The sequence below is a fragment of the bacterium genome (assembly GCA_024226335.1).
Lineage (GTDB): Bacteria > Myxococcota_A > UBA9160 > SZUA-336 > SZUA-336 > JAAELY01.
The window spans coordinates 1-16,475 of record JAAELY010000553.1; the positions used below are offsets into that span (position 1 = coordinate 1).

14 protein-coding genes and 1 tRNA gene are annotated in these 16,475 nt (G+C 62.7%); 8 read left to right on the plus strand and 7 right to left on the minus strand.

What is annotated here, in order from left to right; genetic code table 11:
• On the minus strand, positions 1 to 702 hold a 702-nt coding region (locus GY725_27020), incomplete at its 3' end, for a phosphotransferase (protein ID MCP4007852.1).
• Positions 703 to 783: 81 nt separating this feature from the next.
• Between GY725_27020 and GY725_27025 the strand changes: the two genes are divergently transcribed.
• Positions 784 to 1,668: a glycosyltransferase family 2 protein gene (locus GY725_27025; GenBank protein ID MCP4007853.1), complete on the plus strand. Its 885-nt coding sequence runs from the start codon at positions 784 to 786 to the stop codon at positions 1,666 to 1,668.
• Between the two features lie 39 nt (positions 1,669 to 1,707).
• Here the strand turns inward: GY725_27025 and asnB are convergent, their stop codons facing one another.
• Entirely contained in the window at positions 1,708 to 3,618 is a 1,911-nt protein-coding gene (gene asnB, locus GY725_27030) for an asparagine synthase (glutamine-hydrolyzing) (GenBank protein ID MCP4007854.1), read from the minus strand.
• A gap of 156 nt (positions 3,619 to 3,774) precedes the next feature.
• Between asnB and GY725_27035 the strand changes: the two genes are divergently transcribed.
• Complete coding sequence (locus GY725_27035) at positions 3,775 to 4,797, plus strand: NAD(P)-dependent oxidoreductase (protein MCP4007855.1); 1,023 nt, start codon at positions 3,775 to 3,777, stop codon at positions 4,795 to 4,797.
• A gap of 63 nt (positions 4,798 to 4,860) precedes the next feature.
• On the opposite strand, the gene GY725_27040 is transcribed toward GY725_27035, so the two are convergent.
• From GY725_27040 to GY725_27050, 3 genes are read right to left on the minus strand one after another with little or no spacing between them, the layout of a single operon-like run.
• Positions 4,861 to 6,291 (minus strand): hypothetical protein, encoded by a 1,431-nt coding sequence (locus GY725_27040; protein ID MCP4007856.1) that lies wholly within the window; start codon positions 6,289 to 6,291, stop codon positions 4,861 to 4,863.
• A 9-nt stretch (positions 6,292 to 6,300) separates the two neighbouring features.
• Positions 6,301 to 6,942, minus strand: a complete 642-nt coding sequence (epsI, locus tag GY725_27045) for an EpsI family protein (protein MCP4007857.1) — start codon at positions 6,940 to 6,942, stop codon at positions 6,301 to 6,303.
• Positions 6,939 to 7,847, minus strand: coding sequence for an exosortase/archaeosortase family protein (locus GY725_27050; protein MCP4007858.1), 909 nt, complete (start codon positions 7,845 to 7,847; stop codon positions 6,939 to 6,941). The genes epsI and GY725_27050 overlap by 4 nt, the downstream gene beginning before the upstream one ends.
• Before the next feature lie 315 nt (positions 7,848 to 8,162).
• Here GY725_27050 and GY725_27055 point away from each other — a divergent pair, with 315 nt between their 5' ends.
• The 3 genes from GY725_27055 (at position 8,163) to GY725_27065 (ending at position 12,240) form a co-directional block, all read left to right on the plus strand.
• On the plus strand, positions 8,163 to 10,379 hold the full coding sequence (locus GY725_27055) for a polysaccharide biosynthesis tyrosine autokinase (GenBank protein ID MCP4007859.1): 2,217 nt from the start codon (positions 8,163 to 8,165) through the stop codon (positions 10,377 to 10,379).
• A 36-nt stretch (positions 10,380 to 10,415) separates the two neighbouring features.
• Complete coding sequence (locus GY725_27060) at positions 10,416 to 11,468, plus strand: sugar transferase (GenBank protein ID MCP4007860.1); 1,053 nt, start codon at positions 10,416 to 10,418, stop codon at positions 11,466 to 11,468.
• Between the two features lie 67 nt (positions 11,469 to 11,535).
• Entirely contained in the window at positions 11,536 to 12,240 is a 705-nt protein-coding gene (locus GY725_27065; GenBank protein ID MCP4007861.1) for a hypothetical protein, read from the plus strand.
• A 21-nt stretch (positions 12,241 to 12,261) separates the two neighbouring features.
• On the opposite strand, the gene nadB is transcribed toward GY725_27065, so the two are convergent.
• Positions 12,262 to 13,857: an L-aspartate oxidase gene (gene nadB / locus GY725_27070; GenBank protein ID MCP4007862.1), complete on the minus strand. Its 1,596-nt coding sequence runs from the start codon at positions 13,855 to 13,857 to the stop codon at positions 12,262 to 12,264.
• Positions 13,858 to 14,123: 266 nt separating this feature from the next.
• On the opposite strand from nadB, the gene GY725_27075 reads away from it, so the two are divergent.
• The 3 genes from GY725_27075 (at position 14,124) to GY725_27085 (ending at position 15,488) form a co-directional block, all read left to right on the plus strand.
• On the plus strand, positions 14,124 to 14,699 hold the full coding sequence (locus tag GY725_27075; GenBank protein ID MCP4007863.1) for a lytic transglycosylase domain-containing protein: 576 nt from the start codon (positions 14,124 to 14,126) through the stop codon (positions 14,697 to 14,699).
• A complete protein-coding gene (gene pgsA, locus GY725_27080; GenBank protein MCP4007864.1) occupies positions 14,683 to 15,300 on the plus strand; it encodes a CDP-diacylglycerol--glycerol-3-phosphate 3-phosphatidyltransferase in 618 nt (205 codons plus the stop codon). The genes GY725_27075 and pgsA overlap by 17 nt, the downstream gene beginning before the upstream one ends.
• A 112-nt stretch (positions 15,301 to 15,412) precedes the next feature.
• Positions 15,413 to 15,488: transfer RNA gene (locus GY725_27085), tRNA-Gly, on the plus strand.
• 64 nt (positions 15,489 to 15,552) lie between these two features.
• Here the strand turns inward: GY725_27085 and GY725_27090 are convergent.
• Complete coding sequence (locus GY725_27090; protein MCP4007865.1) at positions 15,553 to 16,332, minus strand: class I SAM-dependent methyltransferase; 780 nt, start codon at positions 16,330 to 16,332, stop codon at positions 15,553 to 15,555.
• Between the last annotated feature and the right edge of the window lie 143 nt (positions 16,333 to 16,475).

The following is a 16,475-nucleotide window of genomic DNA, read 5'->3' on the forward strand; positions in this document are numbered from 1 at the left end:
AATCAGATCGAAAATCGCGTGGCCCCGCACCCTGGATCCACCCCAATCAATGACCACGAAACGCTCGGGCCAGGGACCGGAACGGGTCGAGTCCAAGAGCACGTTCCCCCGCCAGAAGTCGTTGTGAATCAGGACGTAGCGTGGCGACCAGTGTTCTTCGGCCGCGCGGGCCGCCGCGTTGAGCGCGGTTTCGCGCAATGCTCCTGGCCATCCGTCCAGGCGACCCAGCCTGCGCAACGGCTCGACGAAGTCGCGTTGCACTAGGGTTTCATCAGGTTGCGCGAGCGTCTCGGATGCCGTTGCGCGCAACCAGCCGAGTAGGGTTGGCCGAAGGCGACGCCGCTGCAGGTGCCATCCGATGCGGCTGTTGCTGAGGGCGTCGCAGTGCGGCAGCACCGCATAGCTGAGTCCTTGAAACTCGCCCTCAAAAAGGGGTTCCAGGACATGTCGTCCCAGTTCCGTCCCGAGAGCGGACCTCGCGTCCCGAGCGCGTTGCATGGCCTTCGCGACTTGCCCGGGTACGGCTGACGACGAACAGATGACGACAGCAAGGGACCGACCGGAACTGTCGCGCACGAGCAGTTTGAGCGTGTCGTCCGCAATGTCCTTCGCTGGACACAAACGGGTAATTTCGTCGACAGTCCCAGCGTTGGGGAATGCCGTTGCCAGCGGTGCCTTGAGCGCGTCGATCCACTGCTGCATCGAGGCGGGGACTATAGCGAATCGCTTTTCATCAGGTGAAACCGGCGCTTCCGGGCTGCAAGACGAATTCGAGTGGATATCATGCCTGGGATGCCCGCGATCGTAATCATCTCACCGTGTCGGGACGAAGAGGCGACACTGGAACAGACCATCGCCTGTATGCGGGCGCAGACCTGTCCGCCCACGGAATGGGTGGTCGTGGATGATGGCTCCAGTGATCGCACGCCCGAGATTCTCGAGAAGGCGAGCCGCTCGATTCCCTGGCTGCGCGTCGTGCGCAGGGAAGATCGCGGGCGGCGCAAGGTCGGCGGTGGGGTCGTCGATGCTTTCTATGCAGGGCTCGAGAGCGTCGATATCGACTACGACTTCGTTGCCAAGATGGATGTCGATCTGGAATTCCAGCCGTGCTACCTGGAGAAGATGCTGCGCCTGTTCGAGGCGGATCCCGATCTGGCGTGCGCCAGCGGCAAGGTGTTTCGGCGCGAGGCGGATGAACTCGTGGAGGAGTACATCATCGACGATATGGTCGCGGGCCAGTTCAAGCTGTACAGGCGCGGATCTTTCGAGCGAATCGGTGGTTTCGTTCGCGAAGCCATGTGGGATGGAATCGACATCCATCGCGTACGCATGCTCGGTCAGCGCTCGCAGAGCTTCCACGATCCGGACCTTCGGCTGATTCATCTGCGCCTGATGGGCTCGTCGGAGCGAAACATCTTCGTCGGACGAATGCGCTGGGGCCGGGGCCAGTGGTTCATGGGCTCGGCGTTTCCGTATGTCGTGGCCAGTGGCGTGTTTCGCATGCGCGAACGCCCGCGAGTTCTCGGAGGCCTGCTGATCATCGCGGGCTATCTCTGGGCTGCCATACGCAGAGTGCCGCGCTACGAAGACCAGGAGTTCCGCCGGGAACTCCACCGCTGGCAATACGCGCGCCTGGCTGGCCTGTGGCGCAGCAGGAGTGCCCGTTAGCCCGGATCCTTTACTGCGCGCCGTCGTGAAAAATGCGGGCTAGAGCGTTACCCGGTGTACCCGAGTCCAGTGCAGGAGTACGAAAAGCGCCCAGATGCGCGACCAGTAGAGTCCGGGCGCCCTGGCCTGATACGCGCGCCACAACTCGGCAACGCCCTCGGGATCGAGGCCAATCGATTCCAGGCGCTCGCGGTCGGCGAAGCTCGCGTCGATTTCGCCCATCAATGCGTCTCGGCTCCAATGCTCGAGTGGCAGTTCGAAGCCCGCCTTGGGTCGCTCGAATAAGGCCGGATCGAGCTTGTCGAGCGCGAGGCTTCTCAGGGCCTGTTTCCTGCCCAGCTTTCCGTAGCGCTGGCTGGGAGAAAGGTGTGCGGCCGCCGCGATGACCTCGTGATCGACCAGCGGTACGCGGACTTCCAGCGAGACGGCCATGCTCGTCGAATCCGTATCCGGAAGCAGACGGTCGCCGATGAAGCAGGAGAGTTCCAGCTGTGAGATCGCATGCAGATCGGGTTCTCTCGCGATGAGTTCCTCGAGTTCGCAGGCGCGCGTCGTTGCCATGCCGTGGGAAACGCCCGCAGGTTCGGGATCGAGTCGGAGTCGTCTCTGGAAAGAACGCGTGAACAGCGCATAGGCGACCTGGTACAAGTCGACGAGGTCGCCCCTCGTCGCAAGCGCATCCCCTAGCTTTCCCCAGCGAGTCTGTAACGGAATTCCCGCGCGACGCGGCTCGCGAATGCGCGCCACGAGGGCCGCGAGTCCGCGCAACCAGAGTTCCGGCACATTTGCGAGTCGGCGCGACCAGTTTCGAGCCTGCGGCAGATCCCGAAAGCTGCGGTATCCGGCGAAGATCTCATCGCCTCCAGCCCCCGAAAGCGCCACGGTCATTCCCGCCTCGCGCACCGCCCGACTGACTGCGTAGGTATTGATGCCGTCAAAGGTGGGCTGGTCCAGGCTTCCCAGCGCTTCCTCCAGCTGAGCCTTGAAACGATCCTGTGTCAGCCGAATTTCCTGGTGCTGTGTGCCCAGCGCGGCAGCCACGGCTCTGGCGTGTTCGGCTTCGTCGAATCCGGCTTCGTCGAAGCTCACGTTGAAGGTGCGAACCGAACCCGCCGACTCGACGGCGAGTGCGGCTACCGCACTCGAATCGATGCCGCCCGAGAGGAATACTCCCAGCGGAACATCGCTGATCATTCGCGACGCGACGGCTCCGCGCAAAGCGTCGCCCAGGGCCTCTGGTTGATCGGAGGTCTCGGACGCCGAAGGCGGGCGCCAGTAGCGCTTTTGCTCGATGATGCGTCCGGTGTCCGCAACCCAGGCCGTGTGCCCGGCCGGAAGCGACCTCACGCCCGAGATGATCGTTTCGGGTCCGGGGACGAAACCGTTCCAGAGGAACTTGGCGGGAGCTGCGGGATCGAGGCGGCGTCGGACCAGGCCACTTTCGAGCAGGCCACGCACCTCGGACGCGAACAGGAGCGCGCGGCCCCCGGCCGGGGTTTCGATCTCGGCGATGTAGAGGGGTTTGACGCCCACGCGGTCGCGCGCGAGCAGAACGCGGCGCCGCGATGCATCCCAGATCGAAAACGCGAACATGCCGCGCAATTTCTGTACGCACGCATCCCCCCAGGTTGCGTACGCCTTCAGAATGACCTCGGAATCGCCTTCGCTTTCGAAAGCGGTTCCCTTTTCCAGGAGATCGTGTCGCAGTTGCCGATAGTTGTAGATCTCGCCGTTGAAACACAACACGTTGCCGGTCTCGCGGTCGACCATCGGCTGGATTCCCCGTTCCGACAGATCGATGATCGCCAGGCGACGATGGGCGAAGCAAGCGCCGACGCCGGGTCCGCTGGGTGGACTGGTCCAGTGGCCTTCGGCGTCCGGTCCACGGTGGCGCTGGCTCACGCCAATCCGGCGCACGCCTTCGATTACTTCGGGGTCCAGGCGACCCACTGCGCCGGCTATCCCACACATTGCGGCCGGAGTCTACCAAACGCATCGCGCGGCTCACCCGGAGAGCGCGGGCGAAAGCCCTCGGATCGGGTTATTGAAGGGTCCAGTGGAAGCCGTTGGCGGACTGGTGCACGTTCTTCAGCGCGAGGAGTATTGGTGTTGAAGGTATTGGTGAGCGGTGCCAGCGGATTTCTGGGCCGCCGTGTGGTTCGCGCGTTTGTGGAGCAGGGAATCGAAGTGCGTGCGCTCGTGCGCCCGGGCCACTCGATCGAAGCTCTCGGCTGGCCCGCTGCGGTCGAGATCTTCAGCGCAGATCTATTGGAATCGGCGGATCTCGAACACGCATTCTCACAGATCGACGTGTTGGTCCACCTGGCCGGTGGTGCCGCTGCCACTGAAGAAGCGCAGTTCGCAGCGAACGTCACCGCGACCGAGCGCCTGCTCGAGGCGATGAAGACTTCCACGACCCGGAAGCTTGTGCACTGCAGCAGTTTCGCAGTCTACGACTACCAAGCGGCTCTGGGGGTCTTGGATGAGGACACGCCGCTCGATGAAACGATGGCAGAGCGCGATGCCTACGCGATCGCAAAGATCGAACAGGAACGGCTGGTGCGACGCAAGGCAAGCGAGAATGCCTGGGAGTTATGTGTCCTGCGACCGGGATTCGTGTGGGGTGAGGGGAGGGCGGATCTCGCGGGCATCGGTGCCAGAGTCGGCTCCTGGTTGGTGGTGTTTGGCGATCGCGATCGTCGCATGCCTCTTACGCATGTCGACAATTGTGCGAGTTGTTTCGTGCTCGCCGCGACGGATGCTCGGGCAATGGGGCATATCTTCAACGTAGTCGACGATGAGGGCGCGTCCGCCTGGGGATACGCCGAGGAATACCAACGCAGGTCGGGATCCGAGGCCACCTGCGTCAGGGTGCCCTACGCGTTTGCCTTCGCTGTCGTGCGAGCGATCGGGGTACTGGGTTCTGCACTCGCCAGAGGTGCCCGATTTCCGGGTCTCCTGGTGCCGCGTCGCTTTGAGGCCCGGTTCAAGCCACTGCGTTTCTCGAACCGCAAGATTCGCCGGGCTCTCGACTGGGAACCGCCGTTCGACTACATCACCTGTCTCGATCGCACGTTTCCGTCTCCCGATGCGGATGCATCACTCCCTCGAGGATCCGAAGCAGATTGAAGCGTTTTCCGGCAATCGAACTCGACCGGCCCGGGCGTGTTTCCCGGCGGATCTGCGCGCTAGCTACTCGGAGTCTTCGGAATCGGGAATCTGCGCAAGCGACTCCGGTCGTTGCCTCTTCGATCCATCTGCGAAAGGTCGCGTTCGCTTTTGCTCCGGAGTCGAGAGGCTCTTCGCCCCGTTGAAGAGCGCCCCGGCCAGGAAGATTGGAAAGTTACTGAACAACGAGTTGGGCAGCAGGTCCACGGTGTACACACTGATCATCACGCCCAACCCCAAAAGCATTGCGCGGTCTTCTCTTCTGGGGATCTTGGGCATCTTGCGGCCTGCATAGACCACCGGAACGAGAAGGAGTGCGAAGACGAGGCCCCAGCCGATCAGGCCTCTCGTACCGATCCAGAGAATCCAGAATCCGTCGATGATGGTCCGGTCGCCACCCGTGCGGACATCGAAGACGCGGTTTCGTCCCCCGGCACCCCAGCCAAACAGGGGTCTTTCGAAAGCGTGTTCCAGCAGCATGTCTTCGTTGTCGAAACGGAACTCCAGTGATTGCGCGCGATCGGGGTCGATCGATTCGGCGATGGCAACCAATTGATCACTCGGGAACACCCCCACGGCGCGCGCAGCCGGATAGCTGACGACCAGGAACACGCAGACGCTCGCAAATGTTCGAATCAAGCGCGGACTTGCAAAGAACACGACCGGAATCGCCGCCAGGCCGTACACGATGGCTGCGTAGCTCTTGCACAGGACCAGCATGATCGTGAGGATGGGCGTGATCACTCGCGATGACACGGCAAAGACCCTGACCCGGGCGCGTGCAAGTGTCGCTGCGGCGATGGCCGCGATGGCCATGAAGATCCCGAGCGCCAGACCACTGCTCATGAAGACCATCGGTCGGTAGCCCCAGCTTCGGGACGTGGTGAAGAAGTGTGTCTGGTAGTAGCCGTAGACCCAGTAGTGAAGCTGCGGACTGAGCCGCAACTCCACAAGGATGAACAGCGAATACACGATTCCCGCAGCGACGACCGCAACCATCAGGTCGTGCAGGTCGCGGCGCGTGCGGATCAGCGCCCGTCCGAGGAAGAACGGCAGCCCGAACCGGAGCAGATCGCGAACCGTCATCGAGATGATGTCGTAGGGTGTAAGGCTGTAACCGGCGAACTCGCCATAGGGAAGCGGGTCCGTGTTGGTGAGCACGGTGGCGATGGTGGACGCGATCAAGACGACGAAGATCCAGTCGGGACCGCGACCGGGTCGTGCTTTGCGCAGTCGATCGGGTACTCGCAGGACGGCACCGATCAGAAGACAGATCGCCGCCATCTCCTGCTTGCCGACCGGCGGCAGAAAAGGTGCGTCGAAGGCGACGTCCTCGGGCAAGATCAGCATCCCGCCCAGGTAGGTGAACAGGGCGGCCCAGGTAGGGCGGACCAGGGAGAACGCGAGTGCTGCGACCGGTATCCATGCGAGCAGCGCGACCTCCGGGAAAGACACCGTGATGCCCTAGAGAAGTCGTTCCACCGCGCCGCGTACAGACGGTGCGAGCGTTGTGGCGAACTCGATCAGGTCGCGATTGGAGTCTGGTCCCGTTTCCTTGGAGCCTGACAATCGCACGAACGCGTACTGTGGCTGGCCCGCAACCGCGTCGAACATGCGGCGAATCTGCTCGTATGCACCGCGCGAAGACCAGCGCCCCGCCGGTTGGAACCAATAGAGCACGGCCTCGCTACGCTGATCTCTGTGTGCGGCCAATAGGGTGGCGTGCATTTCCTCGTCCCCGACATCGACTTCGATGCCTTTCGATTCGAGTACTTCCCAGCCTTGTGCCGGGTAGCAGACCTTGGGGTCGTGGGCGCCGCTGAGATAACCGGCCCGGCCGGCATACATGCCCACGTAGATCCAGATCGGCATCCGGCCGGGTGCTTCGTACAGGCGCATGACGTACGTCAGCGGTGAGATGATCTCGAGGATGTTCGCATCGAGTTGCTCTTCTGAGGTGAGCTTCCACGGTCCGATCTGTGCCGGCAGGTCGGACGATAGTTCAGTGCCAGGCGGCGCCTCGGTCAGTACGATGAATCGCCATACGCCGAGCAACGGGATCAGCACAGCTATCAGTGTTGCGGCCAGACGCACGGTCCTGCTCATCGCAACACCTTCGCCACGCCGATCAACGCCAGAGTCCCAGCGATGTAGGTTCCCAGGCCAAATGTCTCATGCAGCATGCCCTCGGCAAACTCGCCGCCATAGCTCGATACGAGCAGGACGGTGAGAGTGACGCGAAAGATGTTCGCACTGACGGCCAGTGGAATCACGCTCCCTACCACGACCAGGCGTCGCCAGATTCCGTGACTCAGGAAGAAGGCGACGATCGCGGACAGGGGCAGGAGGGTGACGATCGAAGTCAGTCCACTGCAGGCGTCGGCGACGAACAGCGTGTGGCCCGGCACCATGACCTGATTTCCGCGGGCGCTGATTACCTGCCCAAACGTCTGCAGCAGATTCACCGACACGTCCGTGACGAAGAATTTCAACTGGATCAACACCTGGTCCAGGAGAAAGGCCGGCGGCGGAACCATCAGGATGAGGAAGACCAGCGGCAATGCCATGGGTGTGAGCAGGCGACGCCCCCCGATCGCGAAGGCCGTGGCTGCGAGCAGGAAAGGGATGCCGACGGCGGCTCCAAAGCCGATGTCCCCCAGGATCGCGATGCCCTCGAGTGCGGCAACGGCAAAGAGTAGGGGGGCGCCGAGAAGTGGAGGCTGCAGATCGCTGAACCCGACTCGGATCTTGGCGCGATTGCGGTAGAGCAGATAGGCTGCGACGGCTGGCACGGCATACGCATGACCGTAGAACTCGGAACTGGTCCACATGTAGCGCAGCAGGTTGACGGCCGGATAGCACACACCTGCGCAGGCCAGAGCGATGGCCGCAGCGAAGCTGATATCGGCCGGGGAAACCGCTACCGAGCCGGAGGCGTCTTCTTGCGTGGATTCCATGTGCAGATTGAACTCGTCGGCCGGATCGGGTTCGGGAATGAGGGGATTTCCCACCCTTTCTTGGAAGTTAGATTGAGAGTCAGATCGTGAGTCAGGGTTGGCCAGGAGTGTCCGGGGAGTCTGATCTGTCCGCAGGGCGCCTGGCAGAGTCGCCAAGGGTCCAGCGAAGTGCAACTCGGGTGCCGGAAGGTCACTATCTGAGTAACGTAAGGTTTGCTCCTGCTTGCGATGGGATACAGAAATGCCCAGTCTAGTCGCCCAGGCGCCGCGTGGTGGAGTTATAATCGGAACAGGACTTGCTACGTGTGGATGCAGTGGGGAGCGGCAGGTCTGAACAGGACTGTCTAGCCGAAATAGCGGAAGAGGACGATGCCAGTGCGGAACGAGTTCGACTACAGCGACGAATCGGAATCGGCTGAAACTACGCTCGATATGACCAGGATCTGGCAGTTTGTGCGCAGGCGCCGCTGGGTGATGATCATAGGCACGCTGGTGGCCCTGGTTCCCGCCTTCATCTATCCGTTCCAGCAGCCCGCGATCTATCGCGCCGAGGCAACCGTAGCGCTCCAGCAAAGGCCCGAGGTCATGGATATCGGCGCCGAGATCATCGCATCGGGCCCGCGTCGACACCGCCAGATGGTGGCCTCGATGGCCAGCCTGGTGCGCTCCAGCGCGGTCCTCGGTCGCATCGTCGATCAACTTCCGACGTCCCCGCGAGACGAGGCCTCGGACCCGTCGCTGATCGACCAGATCAAGGCCAAGGCGGGTTTCGGCTCGCTGCCGCCCCGACCCTCGCCCGACCAGGTGAGGCAGATGCGCGTACAGCAGCTCATGTCGCGAATCGAGGTAGAGGGCGACGGTGGCGGCACCGTCCTGAGGATCGCCGCCTGGGGTTTCGATCCCGTCGAGGTGACCTTTCTGTCCAATGCGACGGCCGACGCTCTCGCCGATTACCGCCGCGATCAGCACAGCGGGGCTTCCCGCAAAGCCCTGACCTGGCTCAACGAACAGACTTACGAATTGCGCCGACGCAGTGACGACCGCCAGCGGGCGATCGACGATCTGGTGCGGCAGTCCGGCATCTCGATCGATACCAGCTCTGCGGCAAAGCGCGACGAGTTGCAGAAGCAGGTCGATGCCGCCGAGATCGAACTGATGGTCGTGGAGCGTCGCCTGAAAGAGGCCCGCGCGGCCAATCAAAAGCGGGTCAACCGTTTCGAGCAGACCGAAGAAACCCAGCGTCAGATGGACCAGTACCGGGAAGCTCGCGCGGCTCTCGACGCCGCGCGGTTGACCTATACCGAAACACATCCGCACGTGCGTCGGCTAGAAGCCGTGGTGCGCGGACTGACCGCCAAGATCGACCCCCAACTCGTCGACCTTTTCGGGCAGACCGAGGGTGCAAATGCGGCCGGTCAGGTCGAGCGCCTGACCGCAGAGCGCGCCGCTCTTTCGACACGGGTCGTTGGGCTCAAGCTGAACCTCGAGGGGGTTGCCAACAGAGTCCAGGGGGGGACCGAAGTCCAGAACAAGTACGACCAGCTGACGCGCGAACTCCAGGTCGATCGGCAGATGCTCGAGGTCCTGCTCAAGCGCCGCAACGAGACCATGCTGGGGGCCGCTACTGAGCACCCGGGCGTGACCGTGCTCGACTATGCAGTGCCGCCGGGTGGACCGATCAGTCCCAATCGTCCGATGCTATTGCTGGTCGGCATCGTCGCCGCATTTGCATTCGGTGGAGGCATGGGCGTGCTTTTGGAACTCTTCGATTCGCGTGTGCGCGAACCCGAAGAGGTCACCGACGCACTCGGAGTGCCGATGCTCGCGCTGGTGCCCGCCTCGGGTGAAGACGAAGTCATTCCCGAGCGGCAATGCGCCACCGCAGTTGGAGAGCCCGCTTCCGAGGCCTACCGCAATCTGCGCACTTCACTGCTGTTCTCCATGAGCCGTGGCGACTTGGATACCCTGCTCGTGACCAGTGCCGTGGCGGGCGAGGGAAAGACGACGGTTTCCGCCAATCTGGCTTCGAGCTTTGCGCTCATGGGCCGAAAGGTGCTCCTGGTCGACGCGGATATGCGCCGTGCCCGCGCCCACCGAGTGTTCGATCTGGCTCGCTCGCCGGGTCTGTCCGAGGTCCTGCGTGGTACCACGCGTCTGGAAGACGCAGTGCAACGCCCCGAGGGTGCGGAGTTCGATGTGCTCGCCGCGGGTAGTCTGCCGGACAATCCTTCGGAATTGATCACGTCTGCCAAGCGCGATCTGATCATGGTTCGTATCAAGAACCAGTACGATCTGGTGATTCTCGACTCGCCGGTTTTGTTGGCGGTCTCCGATGCGTTGATCCTGTCGGCCGATGCGGATGCAACGGTGCTCGTGCACAAACTGGGGAGCATCGACCGGCGCGCATTGCGTCGCATTCGCGCAGACCTGGAGCGAGCCAAAGCCAACGTACTTGGTGTGGTCTTCAACCAGGTCGATCGCGGTGACCCGTATGTCTACCCGGCCTACCTGGAGTCGCCGTACCACAACCAGCCTGAAGGTGAGTCGAAGTCCTGGCTTCGTCGCCGCATAGCCCGCTCCAAGTAGAGATCAATTCCTGAATCTGTCGGAAGTGACCAGACCATGTTGAAGTCCCTCGTAGCGATGACGAAGAACGGAAGCCGCGGATCTGCGGAAGTGAAGACGCTCGTACTCGGAACGGGTGAGCGCGCGCGCAAGCTCGCGGACTCCCTGGAATCAGCCTCGCACGGTGGAAAGCCCGTCCGCGTGGTTGGCTTTCTTGACGACGATCCGGCCGGCGGTGATCGCGAGGCGCTCGGGGATAGCTACCTGGGCCGCCTGGAGCGGCTGACCGAGATTGCGCGCCGTGAGGCCATCAACTGGGTGGTGTATGGCTTGCCCCGTCGCTTCCTGGCCGACGATGCGACCGCCAATGCGATTGGAGTCTGCGAGACTCTGGGAATCGATGTGACGATCCCCGTCGATCTCTTCGACACGCGCGCCGCTCGGATCGTGCGCAGTGATCTGAACGGGATTCCGGCGATTGACTACGCCGTGCGCGGCCACTACCCGTGGTGGAAGCTCGGTCTCAAGCGGCTGATCGACGTGGCCGGTGCCGCCGCATTGCTGATCGCTACCCTGCCGCTGTGGCTTGCTGTCGCACTCGCGATCAAGCTCGACTCCCCGGGACCCGTGATCTTCACGCAGAAGCGCTGTGGTCTGCGTGGTCGGGTTTTCCCTTGCCTGAAATTCCGGACGATGACGACCGGTGCGGAACAGCAGCTCGAAGACCTGCAATCGGACAACGAGCTCTCCGGGCCGGTGTTCAAGATCCGCAACGATCCTCGTATCACGCGCGTGGGGAGTTTTCTGCGCAAGTTCTCGATTGACGAACTGCCACAGTTGCTCAACGTCATCTATGGACAGATGAGCCTGGTGGGTCCGCGTCCCCCCGTTCCGGGAGAGGTGGAAAGCTACGAGATCGATCACTACGGGCGCCTGAGCATGCGCCCCGGCTTGACCTGTCTGTGGCAGGTTTCGGGCCGCAATGAGATCGAGTTCGAAGATTGGGTGAAGCTCGATCTGGAGTACGTGGAGCGCTGGTCGCTCCTGCTCGATCTGCAGATCCTCGTCGCAACCCTTCCCGCCGTCATCTCCGCCCGCGGCGCGAGCTGACCCCGGCACCGAAGCCCGCTATACCTTCTACCCGAGAAGCTCGGAAGGTTCCGAGTCGGGGGGAGTCATGGGTCTTCGTATCGGTCTACGTAAGGGTCTTCGTTTCTGGCAGCCTGCGATTGTCGGGCTGGCGTTATTTCTCGGCACGACCGGTTGTGTTCCCGGCGCAGTTCCCGGACGACCGCAGTTCACTCCCCAGTATCACCTGGCCCCACCCGACGTACTGACGATCAACGTACGTCCAGAGCCCGCGATGATTCGGCAGCTCACTGTGCGGCCCGATGGCAAGATCTCCTTCGATCTGATCGGCGACGTGGAAGTGCGAGGCCGCACCGTTCAGCAGGTGCGCGAAGAAGTGACCAAGAGGCTCGAGGAGTTCATCGTCCAGCCGGACGTCACCGTCACGCTCCAGCAGTCCAATAGTCGCGTGTACTTCGTCTTCGGCGAGGTCGGGCGTCCTGGCGCGTATCCGCTGGTCGGGGATGCGACGGTGCTCAATGCGCTTTTCGCGGCTGGGGGACCCGCCCAGTTCGCAATGCTCGGCTCCGGTCGCCTGGCGCGACCCGGACCCGAAGGCGGTAGCGTCTACAAGGTCGACTACAACGCCATTACAAAAAAGGGCGACTCAACTACGAACTACCCACTGGAGCCAGGAGACGTGATTTTCGTTCCGGCCAATGTTTCGGCCCAGATTGGCCACGTATTGCAGATCATCTTCTACCCGTTCCAGCAGATCCTGGGCCTGGGTGGGCGTTTCATTCGGGGCTTCTGACGCGATACGCTCGGCAGATCGTCAGATACCGCCTGTAGAGATGCGCGTATCTTCGGCTTCTTCGAGCGTTTCCGGGTAGTCGACTGTGTAGTGCAGGCCGCGGCTTTCTTTGCGGCCTCGAGCGCAGCGCGTGATCAGTTCCGCGCAGGTGGCCAGGTTGCGCAATTCCACGAGGTCGGCGGTCAGCTTGAAATCCCAGTAGTAGTGACGGATCTCGCGTTCCAGCATCTCGATGCGGCGCAGCGCGCGATCGAGTCGCTTGTTGCTGCGCACGATGCCGACGTAGTTCCACATCAAGCGCCGGATCTCGTCCCAGTTCGCGTTGACCAGTACGGCTTCGCTGGGGTCGACTGCGTTGCCCGAATCCCAGGGCGGGAGTTCCGGTGGTGGTTCTACACCATTGCGTGTGCGTTCGATGGCTTCTTTAGCTGCGGCGCGGGCGAATACCACGCCTTCGAGCAAGGAGTTGGAGGCGAGTCGGTTTGCGCCGTGCAGGCCGGTGCAGGTGACTTCGCCCGCGGCGAACAGGTTCTGGATGTCGGTTTCGCCGCGCAGATCGGTGCGCACACCTCCGCAGCAGTAATGCGCTGCCGGTACCACGGGGAGTTGCTGTTTGGTCATGTCGAAGCCGTAGCTCAGGCAGCGCTCGTAGATGTTCGGGAAGCGCCCGCGCAAGAAGGCCGGGTCGAGTGCGGTGCAGTCCATATACACGCAATCATCGCCCGAGCGTTTGAGTTCAAAGTCGATCGATCGCGCTACGACGTCTCTTGGAGCCAGGTCGGCTCGTTCGTCGTACCGCGGCATGAAGTGCTCGCCGGCCGCGTTGCGCAGGATCGCGCCTTCGCCGCGCACGGCTTCGCTGATCAGGAATGAACGCGCGTCGGGATGGAACAGACACGTCGGGTGAAACTGGATGAACTCCATGTTCGCAATCGACGCGCCGGCCCGTTGCGCCATGGCGATTCCGTCTCCCGAAGCGATGTCGGGATTGCTCGTGTAGACGTAGACCTTGCCGCAACCGCCCGTGGCCAGCAGGACGATCGGCGCCCGGAAGGCCGATACCTCGCCCTGCAGTTCGCTGAGAACATAGGCTCCGAGGATGCGCTGCGGGCCGGGTAGGGCGAGCTTTTCGCTCGTGACCAGATCCACGCCGATGGCGTCGGGTACGATCTGGATGTTCGGATGGCTCTCGCAGCGTTCGACCAGCACGCGTTCGATTTCCTGACCCGTGAAGTCCGCTGCGTGCAGGACCCGCCGTGCGGAGTGTCCGCCCTCGCGGCCCAGGTCGTACCCCGGCCGCTCGTTCTCACTCTTGTCGAAGCGCACCCCCAGATCGATCAGGCTCGAAACTGCCTCGGGTCCAGACTCGACGACGAAGCGGACCACGTCTTCGTCACACAGGCCGGCTCCGGCTCTCAGGGTGTCCGCTATGTGGGCTTCGAAGGAGTCTTCGGGGTCAAAGACAGCGGCGATGCCCCCCTGCGCGTAATTCGTCGCAGATTCCGCGGTGCCCTTTTTGGTCACGACCGCCACGGACCCGTGCTCGGCCACACGCAGGGCGAAGCTCAACCCTGCGATCCCGCTTCCAATCACCAGGAAATCACTCGCGATCGCCACGGGTCCGAGTGTACGCAGGTGGCGCGCAAAGTGCCCGGCAAGACACGCGCAAATGCGCAAGCCCGCTAGCTAAACGCTCGATTTTCATCCGGATTGATTCTTGACTGGGGGGCCTAAACCACAGAGTCATGAGCGCCGATAGACGACATGCCGGCTGTTCTGCAGTCGGCTCCTGAAGGCGCTTCTGGCGTCGGGGTGGCCAGGGAATCGGAGAATCGAACGTGGGTACGGAGACGAGAACTCGACTCGCAAGAGTCGCTCTGGGAATGCTGAGCGCGATCGGCCTGCTGCTGATTGCGGCCCCGGCCTCTGCCCAGCTGTACAAGTTCGTCGACGCCGACGGCCGCATGTATTTCACCGATACGCCGCTGCACGAGGGCTACAAGGCCTACCGGCCCAAATCCATCCGGCCCCACTACCCGAAGAAGCTGAAGCTCGGCGTAAAGACGGGCAAGTTCGATCCAGTGATTGCCCAGGCGGGCCGCACGCATCGCGTGAGCCCGGCGCTGGTCAAGGCCGTGATCCACGCGGAATCCGCCTTCAACCCCAATGCCGTGTCCCATGTGGGTGCTCTCGGGCTCATGCAGCTCATGCCGGGTACTGCTGCCTCGCTAGGGGTGGCGGATCCGCTCAACCCGTGGCAGAACATCGAGGGTGGCACTCGTTATCTCAAGAAGATGATCGGCCGCTTCGAGGGCGACACGACGCTGGCTCTGGCCGCCTACAATGCCGGGCCAACCGCCGTGAGGCGCCATGACGGTATTCCCCCGTATCGCGAGACTCAGACCTACGTGAAGAAGGTGATGAAGTTGTACAGGCGATACCATGCAGACTTCCGCTGAAACCAACACCAAGATTTCGAGAGATGCCGTGGCCAGAGAGAACATCTGGAACGTGCCGAACACGATCACGCTCTCGCGGATCTTCGCCGCCCCGTTTCTACTGGTCCTGCTGGCCGAGCCGGGCAAGTTCTGGAGCACCGTCTTCGGTTTCGCCTTCCTGGCCGCCTCGCTGACCGATTTCCTCGACGGCTACCTCGCGCGCCGCTACGACGAGATCACGCGCGTGGGCAAGCTGCTCGACCCTCTGGCCGACAAGCTGCTGGTCATGACCGCCCTGGTGCTGCTGGTGGCCGTGGGCCGCATCCCCGCCTGGGGCGTCCCCCTGGTGATCGCGGTCCTGGGCCGGGAATTCGCCGTGACGGGCCTGCGCGCCATGGCCTCATCCGAAGGCGTGGTGTTGGATGCCGCACCCATGGGCAAGTGGAAGACCGGCCTGCAGATCGCCGCCCTGACCATGCTCCTGATCCACTATCCCCTCTGGTTCCTGCCCGTACACGAACTGGGGATGCTCTGTCTGATGATCGCGACCGTCATCACCGTCTGGTCGGGCTACCGCTACTTCAATTCCTACCTGGGCGCCCGCCCGCCGACGATCCACTGATTCCAGCGATCGGCCCGCTGCTCAGCGCCCCCGGCCTTGACGCCGCCGCCGGGGGTCCGTAGAACTACCCCCTGGAACGACGGCCCAATGGCAGGGGCCGCCGGCTCCTCACGCACGAGTAGCTCAGTTGGTAGAGCTCCACGTTGCCAACGTGGTTGTCGCCGGTTCGAGTCCGGTCTCGTGCTCCAGGATTCCGGAGCCCCTCCGGGAAACGGCTGCGTCGCTAGCCCAGGCTTCCGATTCCTGCCCTCGCTACGCTGACAGATCGAGGGAGTCTGTGAAGGAGGGAGGAACGTCCGCCGTTTTCTTTCCACCCAGCGCGAAGTAGTAGAGCGGTTCGCCCTCGATCGAGAACCGGTGTCGGTACCGCTGAAGATGATAGAGATCCAGGTACTCCGAGAAGATCAGTTCCCGAATGAGCTGTGAAAAACCCGAGTCGTCGCTTCGATCGAGGAACGTCTCCTTGACGTTGAAGGCGACCCAGCCGTCCTTGCCGATCATGTTGAACGCTTCCAAGAAGGCCTGCGCCGGAATGTCGCCGAATCCGAGCGCCGCTACGGAAATCAGGCCGTCGCACGACCAGGACTTCAGCTCATCCCGCTCATGGTCGCTGAGGGAACAGAAGTCCATTACGTAGTACGCGTCGTAGACTCCTGGCCGATCCCGCTCGGTGGCCGCTTGCGCCGCGGGGATGATGTCGACCCCCACCAGCCTCGAGATACCCAGCTTCTTCAGTTCGTCCCCGGCCATTCCGTTGCCTGCGCCAAGGTCGAGCACCCGCAACTCGTTGGGCTGCTGCAGGGATTGAGAGACCGCGTCGCGCAGGACGCGGACGACAGTCGCGGGCGACTGGCACTTCAGGCGCTCGTAGACAACCTGCTCATACAGCCCGGGAATTTCGAAGATTCGTTGATAATCGTGTAGCCGGATCTTCTCTCTCGAGTCCCCGTCGAGCAGGTAGAAGTAGACCTCGTCCTGACAGAGCTCTCGGACGTCTGCGGACGGGAACTGGATTCGATGCCTCTTCGCCACTTACGAGCCTCCGCTGGTACTTTTGACCCACTAGACCGGGCGAACGACCGCGGTCGCCGACCGTAGCTGGGGGTCGATCCGAATGCGCGACAGTAGCACGTGGGTCGACTAGAGTGCGCTGCGCCACCGGCGGCGTGAATCGC